Annotated in this window: 1 pseudogene; it reads left to right on the top strand. The window is 45.2% G+C overall.

Annotated features, from left to right (window positions below):
* Window positions 1-140: 140 nt before the first annotated feature.
* A pseudogene (locus ACFORK_RS29080) lies at window positions 141-531 on the top strand (metallophosphoesterase); the annotation flags it as partial.

Here is a 531-nt window from a genome sequence, read left to right as displayed (position 1 = left end):
AAGAAGGTCGCGTGAACCTGCTGTACCTACCGGACTTTGAAGTATTTACAAAGTATATTCAGAAGGTTGGAACTATCACTGCGAACACTTCCGCAGTAGAAGGCCGACTTGTTGATCTGAAAGGTGCACCACTGCCGGAGACAACTCAAGACTTCCCACTAACCATTCTGCATACTAACGATACACATGCAGGACTAGATACTGTCAGCTCGCCAAACAACATTCTGCGCCGTGTAACGGCAATCAAGAACGCTAAGGCGACGACAGAAAACCCTATTCTTCTTGATGCGGGTGATGTGTTCTCCGGAACACTGTACTTCAACAAGTACCTGGGTCAAGCAGATTTGGCCTTTATGAATCTGGTCAAATATGACGCTATGACCTTCGGGAACCATGAATTTGATAAAGACTCTAATGTACTATCCAAATTCATCGGTAACGCTAAGTTCCCGTTCGTCTCCTCCAATGTGAACTTCTCAGAGGATGAGATTCTCAGCAAAATGTTTATCAATGAAATCGGTCGGTCAGGCA

The sequence above is a fragment of the Paenibacillus sp. GCM10012306 genome, from assembly GCF_042649265.1.
Lineage (GTDB): Bacteria > Bacillota > Bacilli > Paenibacillales > Paenibacillaceae > Paenibacillus_AQ.
This window is presented reverse-complemented; position numbering and strand designations above follow the sequence as displayed.